The following is a 7317-nucleotide window of genomic DNA, read 5'->3' as shown; positions in this document are numbered from 1 at the left end:
CGGCTACGCCTGATGATCCATAGCCGAGAGCTATCGACCGGCATCGGAGGGGCGCATTCTCAACACCCTGCTAGGCTCGCAGCACAGGCTGAGGGGTCCGGCATATCCGCATCGCAGATTCTCTCGGCACTTAAGCAGCACAAGCTGATAACTGTGAAGCCTGGGAGGACCGGTGGAATCTTCTATCCGCCTAGATGAGGCCCAACTATGCCGTAAGAGACTCCCCGTCAACTCCGGCCGCATAGTGCCTTTGCCCTGAGCTTTCGGACCACTGCTGGTCATCGTGTTGTACTGGTGATGCGTACTGCGTGTCAGTGCTTCACGGAATCAACGATTGTCAGACTGCATTTCTGTAACCGGTCTTGTTGGGCCGATGCTGCCGACCCGGACCACTGTACAGACCGCACCCGAAGACCTCGTTCGTTCATCGGACTGTCCGGTGCCCGGGGATCAGCCGGCACACCGTTTGGACGTCCATCTAGTCAGTCAGGTTCTCTCCAATCAAAGGGGACGGAGATAGTTAAATCGAGATAATTACCTCCCCCCCTCTTTGGAGCCACCATGAACCACCCCTTCAAGATCGGCGACCACGTGCGCTGGAATTCGGAGGCCGGCTACGTCACCGGCCGGATCATCGCGGTGCACACGCGCGACACCGAGTACAAGGGCCACATGCACCGCTGCAGCGAGGCCGATCCGCAGTACGAAATCCAGAGCGACAAGACCGACCACATCGCCATGCACAAGGGCGCGGCGCTGCACAAGATCGACTGAGATGCCCGCCGATCCCGCCACCGTCTGGACCATCGGTCACTCCACCCGCACGCTGGAGGAGTTCCTCGGGTTGCTGGGCGAGTACCGGATCGAGGCGATCGCCGACGTGCGCCGTTTTCCTGGCTCGCGCCGCCATCCGCACTTCGCCAGCGACGCGCTGGCCGCCACGCTGCCGGCGCACGGCATCGCCTATCGATGGATGCCCAGGCTCGGCGGCCGCCGCAAGGTGCAGCCCGGCTCGCCGAACACCGCGTGGCGCAACGCCGCGTTCCGGGGCTACGCCGACTACACCGCCACCACGGAGTTTGCCGAAGGCCTTGTCGAGCTTCTGAAGCTGGCGGCGCAGAAGCGCACCGCGATGATGTGCGCCGAGGCGGTGTGGTGGCGCTGCCACCGCTCGATCATCGCCGATGTGCTGAAGCTGCGCGGGATCGAGGTGACCCACATCATCGACGCCACACACAGCACGGTGCACCCGTACACCTCGCCCGCGCACATCGTGGACGGCCGATTGAGCTACGCGCCGGCGCAAGGCGGTTTGCTGTAGATCGGCAGGCGGAGCGGCAAAACCGGAGCAACAGCTCCCAGCTCTCGCAACCGCAAAGCGGTTGCACACCGAGTGCGGGCCACGACGGCCCGCTGCTCTTTCCGGGGCCCCTGTGCGGCGGTGAGTCGGGGACGACAGGCCGCGCAGCGGGCGAGGTCATGGATGACCTCGCCTTTTCGCGCGGGCAGGAGGCCCGCTCGAAAAGCCCGGCCCCGACTCACGGACTTGCCGCCCAAGGATGGGCGGCAAGCGCCAAGCGGGGTGGCCTTTCTCTTGGGTCACTTTCTCTTTACTCCGGACATCCTGCCCTACGCCCTTCGGGCCAGCTTCGCTGTTCGCGCACGCTTCCTACGTGCGCGTGGCCACGCAAAGAGAAAGTGACTCGGGCGCCGTCGGCGCACGAAAGCTCTTGCCCTGCCTGCAGGCTTGGCCGCAAACATGATGGATGAAGTGCGATGCCTGCCTTCGCAGGCATGACGAGGAGCGGAGATGCGGCGCGAGCGGCCTGCCTTCGGCGGCACGACGAGGTGAGGGTGCGATGCCTGCCGGTGCGAACGGTGGGGGAAGTCAGCCGTTCGGGCACAGGCGTGGGGGCGCAAGGGCATCGCCCGCGAGCGGGCTCCTGCGGGGGCATCCGGGGAGTGATGCGGAACGCCCTACTCCTTCTTGACCGCATGCCCCCCGAACTCGTTGCGCAGCGATGCCAACAGCTTGTCGGCGAACGAGTCGCTGTCGCGCGAGCGGAAGCGTTCCATCAGCGACAGCGTGATCACCGGGGCGGAGACGTTGAGTTCCAGCGCGGCGTTCACGGTCCAGCGGCCTTCGCCGGAATCGACCACGTAGGGCGCGATGCCGTCCAGGTTCGGGTTCTTGCCCAGCGCGTCGGTGGCGAGGTCGAGCAGCCAGGAGCGCACCACGCTGCCGGTGCGCCAGATCTCGCCGACCTGGTGCAGGTCGAGGCCGAACTCCTCCTTGTGCTTGAGGATCGAGAAGCCTTCGGCGTAGGCCTGCATCATGCCGTACTCGATGCCGTTGTGGACCATCTTGGTGTAGTGGCCGGAACCGGCCGGGCCGACCCGGCCCCAGCCCTGGTCCTTCGCCGGCGCCAGCGTCTCGAAGATCGGCCGCAGCGCCTCGACGGTTTTTTCGTCGCCACCGATCATCATGCTATAGCCCTCCTTGAGGCCCCACACGCCGCCGCTGGTGCCGCAGTCGACGTAACCCAGGCCGCGCTCGGCATACAGCTGCGCGCGGCGCAGGCTGTCCTTGTAGTTGGAGTTGCCGCCGTCGATCACCGTGTCGCCTTTCGCCAGCAGCGGCAGCAGCGCCTCGACGGTGTCGTCGGTGATCTTGCCGGCGGGCACCATCAGCCATACCGCGCGCGGTGCCGGCAGCGCCTCGACCAGTGCCGCCAGCGAGGTCGCCGGGGCGATGCCGTTCGCCGCCGCGGCCTGGCGCGCCTCGGCGCTGGGGTCGAAACCCGCGACCTTGTGGCCGCCCTTCACCAGACGTTCCGCCATGTTCGCGCCCATGCGCCCCAGACCCACCATGCCAAGTTCCATCGTCTGCTCCATTCAGGGAAACAAAATTTATCGGTCGTGCTGTGTCGATACCATGGATCGGCCTGCAAAACCTTCTCGCGCGTGTCCTTCGACTTCGCTGCGCTACGCTCAGGACGAACGGCTTGCGTGTCGTCCGTGCTCCGCGTCGAGCCAGCCGCCGTCGAAGCCGGCGCGGCGCAGGCCGTCGACGACCCAGCGGCAGCCGTGCATCAGCCGCCACGGCATGCCGCTGCGGTGGTTCTCCACCATCAGCACGATCGGGCCGAGGTTGAGGCCGAAGAAGTACGGCGACACCCAGCCGCCCGGCGGCTGGCCGGGCTGGCCGACCCAGGTCTGGTTGAAGCTGGCCTTGAAGCCGTAGGGATGCGCATCGTGCAGCTGCAGCGTGTGGATGAAATGGTGCACGGTCGGCAGCACGATCTCCGGCGCGAACGGCAGCGAGGCCACCACCGCCCACGGCGACAGCGTGCCGTCGTCGATGCCGTACGGCGCGCCGCGGCCCACGTAGTCCTCGAACCGACGCTCGATGCCGTCGATCTTCAGCGTCGCCGGGCCGGGACCGTCGCAGGCGGTGATGCCCCAGCAATGGTCGCCGTAGCCCTTGAAGCAGAGCGGGTTGTCGCTGGCGTAGCGCTGCTGGACACGGGTGGCGCGCCGGCTGTTCTCGAAGTAGTCGATGCCCTTGTCGCGCATGAACGCATCGCGGATGCCGCGGAAGTCGATCCATGCCTGCGACAGCTGGTGGGTGAACAGCGGGCCGCAATACAGGTAGTCGATGTCGTAGCAATGCTTCCACTCGTAGGTGGACGACCAGGCCAGGTAGGCCGCGGGCGGCAGCGCATGGGTGGGCGAGCCAAGCGCCAGCACGTACAGTAGCAGGCCCTCGTCGTAGCCCTGCCAGCGATGCGGGATGAAGCCGCTCTCCGGGTGCCAGCCGTGGCCGATGGTGCCGTCGGCGGCCTGCGCCCACGGCCACTCCGCGCGCTGGTAGAGGAAGTTCGCGGTGTCGCGGATTTCCTTTTGCTCGGTGGTGTCGTCATTGAAATACGCGGCGGCGGTCAGCATGCCGGCGAACAGCAGGGCGCTGTCCACGGTGGACAGCTCGCACTGCCACGCACGCCTGCCGGTCTGCATGTCGAGGAAGTGATAGTAGAAACCGCGATGGCCGGTGGCGTCCGGCGCGGTGCCTTGCACGCTGTCGCGGAAGAAGCGCAGCGTGGCCAGCGTGCGCTTGATCGCGGCGGCGCGGCTCATCAGGCCACGCTCGACCGCCACCGGATAGCAGCTCAGTGCCAGCCCGGTGGCGGCGATGCTGGCCGGCCAGTCCGGCGCGGTCTTGTCCGCGACCAAACCGTTCTGCAGGTTCGTCTCGTACCGGAAGTAGGCGAACGCCTTGCTCTGCAGGTGCTGCAGCTGGGTGTCGGGTGAAGGCAAATGACTGGGGGGGTGGGAGCGCATGGATCTCGTCGTGGTCTGCGCGGGCGGCGTGCCGGAACGTGCCGGTCGCCCCGCAGCGGTCGATCGGCGGATCGACAGTCCGGGCATCCTACTCCGCGGCCCGGTGAAGCGAAGGTTGACGCTGCACCGCGCCGGCCGATGCCGCTTCAGCGCCGCCGCGTGCGCGAGGCGCCTAGCTTGCGGGTCAGCGTGTTGCGGCCCACGCCCAGCGCCTGCGCGGCGTTCTGGCGATGGCCGTCGCTCGCCTGCAACGCCACGTTGAGCAAGGTCTGGTCGAGCGCCTCGCGGGCGCGCGCGTGGATGTCCGCCTCGCCGTCGGCCAGCGCCTGCGTGGCCCAGTCGCGCAAGGCGTCGGTCCACTCGCCGCCGCGCACGCTGTCCGCGCTGCTGCCGAGGTCGCCCGGCAGGATCTCGCTGCCGGGCGCGATCACCGCCAGCCGGCGGCACAGGTTTTCCAGCTCGCGCACGTTGCCGGGGTAGTCGCGCTGCGCGACCAGTTTCAGCGCGGCCTTGGAGAAGCGCTTCGGCGGCAGCTTCAGCTCCTGCGCGGTGGCGGCGAGGAAGTGCCGGGCCAGCAGCGGGATGTCGCTGCGGCGCGTGCGCAGCGGCGGCAGTTCGATGCGCACCACGTCGAGCCGGTGCATCAGGTCGGCGCGGAACTGGCCGGCGGCGACGCGCGCGGCCAGGTCCTGATGGGTGGCGGCGACGATGCGCACATTGCAACGGACCAGCTCGCGCCCGCCCACGCGGTAGAACTCGCCACCGGCCAGCACGCGCAGCAGCCGTGTCTGCAGCACCAACGGCATATCGCCGATCTCGTCGAGGAACAGCGTGCCTCCCTCGGCCTGCTCGAAGCGGCCGGCGACGCGGCGGGTGGCACCGGTGAACGCGCCGGCCTCGTGGCCGAACAGCTCGCTCTCCAGCAGCTCGCTGGGGATCGCCGCGGTGTTCAGCGCCACGAAGGGCTTGTCGCGGCGCGTGCTTTCCTCGTGCAGCGCGCGCGCCACCAGCTCCTTGCCGGTGCCGGTTTCGCCGGTGACCAGCACGTTGAGGTCGCTGGCGGCGACGCGGCCGATCAGCCGGAACACCTCGCGCATCGGAGCGCTCTCGCCGAGCAGCGCATGGTTCGACGCGATCACGTGACCAGCGGCCACCGTCGGCGCGGCCACGCTGGCCAGCGCGCGCTGCACCGCGGCTACCGCCTGGTCGAGGTCGAACGGCTTGGCCAGGTAGTCGACCGCACCAAAGCGATACGCCGCCGCCGTGGTGGCCACGTCGGTGTACGCACTCATCACGATCACCGGGCCGATGCCCTGCGCCTGCAGCTCGCCGAGCAGGCCCAGCCCGCCCTCGCCCGGCATGCGCACGTCGGTGAGCAGCAACGCGGGCCGCGTTTCGCGCAGCGCGACACGCACTTCGGCGACCTCGCCGAATTCGCGCACCGCGAGCCCGGCGTCACGCAGCGCCTCGGCCAGCACGAAGCGCACGCCGCGGTCGTCGTCGACGATCCAGATTTCTTCACTCATGGCTTGGCTCGCTTTGCTCCTCGCCCTGCAAGCAGGGGACAAATCGGCAGGATTGCCGATTTGCACGGCGTGAGCCGCCCGCAGGGTGAGGGCCATGGATGGCCCGAATGCAGGCCGGGAGGGGGTTGCGCCGGACGGCGGGGAAGGTCAAGAGCTGACCCCACCCCAGCCCTCCCCTGCTGCGCAGGGGAGGGAGCACGGCGTGTATGCGTGAATCAGTCATGCGCGCGCTCCAGGGGCAGGTACAGCGAGAACACCGTGTGGCCGGGCCGGCTGGTGTAGCGCAGCTCGCCGCCGTGTTCGTGGGCGATCTCGCGCGACAGCGCCAGGCCCAGGCCGGTGCCGTCGGCGCGGCCGGAGACCAGCGGCTGGAACAGCGTGTCGCGCAGCGCGGCGGACACGCCGGCGCCGTCGTCGATCACGTCCACCCGCAGCGCCATGCGCAGCATTCGCTCGCCCACGCGCACGCCGTGTTCGACCCGCGTGCGCAAGGCGAGCGTGTGCGCGCCGGCTTCCAGCGCGTTGCGCGCGAGGTTCAGCAGGATCTGCTGCAAGCGGTCCGCGTCGCCGTGGAGGTCCGGCGCGCTGGGGTCGTAGTCGTGGCGCAGCTGCGGCGGCGCAGGTTCGGCCAGCAGCAGGTCGCACAGCCGCTCCAGCAGGCGATGGATGTTCACCGGGCCGAGCTGCGCCGCGGCGTCGTGGTGCAGCAGGCGGTTCGCCAGCGTGCCGAGCCGGTCCGCCTCGTCGATGATCATGCCGGCCAGCGCTCGCAGGTCCTCGTGGTCGACCCGCCGCTGCAGCAGCTGCGCCGCACCGCGCAGGCCGGCCAGCGGATTCTTCACCTCGTGCGCGAAGCCGCGCAGGGTGGCCGACAGCGGCGAGGCGGTCGACGGCGGTTCGGCCAGCACGTGCACTTCCAGCAGCAGGCCGTCGCCGAACGGCTGCAGCGCGATGTCCGCGCTGATCTCTCGATCATCGGCCGCGGCCAGCGCCACCCCGCGCCATTGCGCGGGCCGCTGCTCCGCCAGCACCTTCGCTGCCTGCGCCATGCCCTCGTCGGCATCGTCCAGCAGCAAGCCGAGCGGCTGCCCCACCGCGTTGCGGAAGCCCAGCTCCAGAAACTCGACCAGGGCGGGATTGAGCCAGCGCAAGCGCAGATCCGCGTCGACCAGGGCCAGCCCGGTCGCCATCTGCTCCGCCCACGTCCGCCACGCCATGTCGTTCATTGCACCATAATGGACAATGTTTCTTCTTGGTGCAAATAGACGGTAAATCCAGCAGGAGCAAACGACATTCGTGTTCACAACACCAATGTCTGTACATGAATACAAACTTTGGTGTTACGCGGGGTTCTACCCCGTTAACGCGGACACTTCTAGCAGGCCGTTGAGAAACCTCTGCGCTCCGCTGCAGTCATAGACGCTCTCAATCACTGACCGCCTGAACCGAT

General features: G+C 68.2%; 6 protein-coding genes. 2 read left to right on the top strand and 4 right to left on the bottom strand.

Annotation, left to right across the window (positions count from 1 at the left end; all coding sequences use genetic code 11):
• The first annotated feature begins 561 nt into the window (after positions 1-561).
• Together RHOFW104R8_RS11400 and RHOFW104R8_RS11395 are read left to right on the top strand one after the other, a co-directional pair.
• Entirely contained in the window at positions 562-774 is a 213-nt protein-coding gene (locus tag RHOFW104R8_RS11400) for a DUF2945 domain-containing protein (RefSeq protein WP_068094792.1), read from the top strand.
• A gap of 1 nt (position 775) precedes the next feature.
• A complete protein-coding gene (locus RHOFW104R8_RS11395) occupies positions 776-1321 on the top strand; it encodes a DUF488 family protein (protein ID WP_068094788.1) in 546 nt (181 codons plus the stop codon).
• A 656-nt stretch (positions 1322-1977) separates the two neighbouring features.
• On the opposite strand, the gene gnd is transcribed toward RHOFW104R8_RS11395, so the two are convergent.
• The 4 genes from gnd to RHOFW104R8_RS11375 all read right to left on the bottom strand — a co-directional run bounded on the left by gnd (position 1978) and on the right by RHOFW104R8_RS11375 (position 7093).
• On the bottom strand, positions 1978-2883 hold the full coding sequence (gene gnd, locus RHOFW104R8_RS11390) for a phosphogluconate dehydrogenase (NAD(+)-dependent, decarboxylating) (protein WP_068094798.1): 906 nt from the start codon (positions 2881-2883) through the stop codon (positions 1978-1980).
• Positions 2884-2991: 108 nt separating this feature from the next.
• On the bottom strand, positions 2992-4341 hold the full coding sequence (locus RHOFW104R8_RS11385; protein WP_068094785.1) for a glucoamylase family protein: 1350 nt from the start codon (positions 4339-4341) through the stop codon (positions 2992-2994).
• A gap of 146 nt (positions 4342-4487) precedes the next feature.
• Positions 4488-5867, bottom strand: a complete 1380-nt coding sequence (ntrC, locus tag RHOFW104R8_RS11380) for a nitrogen regulation protein NR(I) (protein ID WP_201028751.1) — start codon at positions 5865-5867, stop codon at positions 4488-4490.
• A 215-nt stretch (positions 5868-6082) separates the two neighbouring features.
• The gene (locus RHOFW104R8_RS11375; RefSeq protein WP_068094783.1) at positions 6083-7093 is read right to left on the bottom strand and encodes a nitrogen regulation protein NR(II); all 1011 of its coding nucleotides are present in this window, start codon (positions 7091-7093) and stop codon (positions 6083-6085) included.
• Positions 7094-7317 lie beyond the last annotated feature (224 nt).

It is taken from the genome of Rhodanobacter sp. FW104-R8 (assembly GCF_001617365.1).
Taxonomy (GTDB): Bacteria; Pseudomonadota; Gammaproteobacteria; order Xanthomonadales; family Rhodanobacteraceae; genus Rhodanobacter.
The sequence above is the reverse complement of the archived record's forward strand: the minus strand, read 5'-3'. Positions and strand labels throughout refer to the sequence as shown.

Excerpts from the sequence above, each read along its gene's own strand:
- RHOFW104R8_RS11375 (WP_068094783.1), bottom strand. The coding sequence starts at position 7,093 with ATGAACGACATGGCGTGGCGGACGTGGGCGGAGCAGATGGCGACCGGG.
- RHOFW104R8_RS11395 (WP_068094788.1), top strand. The coding sequence starts at position 776 with ATGCCCGCCGATCCCGCCACCGTCTGGACCATCGGTCACTCCACCCGC.
- ntrC (WP_201028751.1), bottom strand. The coding sequence starts at position 5,867 with ATGAGTGAAGAAATCTGGATCGTCGACGACGACCGCGGCGTGCGCTTC.
- RHOFW104R8_RS11385 (WP_068094785.1), bottom strand. The coding sequence starts at position 4,341 with ATGCGCTCCCACCCCCCCAGTCATTTGCCTTCACCCGACACCCAGCTG.
- RHOFW104R8_RS11400 (WP_068094792.1), top strand. The coding sequence starts at position 562 with ATGAACCACCCCTTCAAGATCGGCGACCACGTGCGCTGGAATTCGGAG.
- gnd (WP_068094798.1), bottom strand. The coding sequence starts at position 2,883 with ATGGAACTTGGCATGGTGGGTCTGGGGCGCATGGGCGCGAACATGGCG.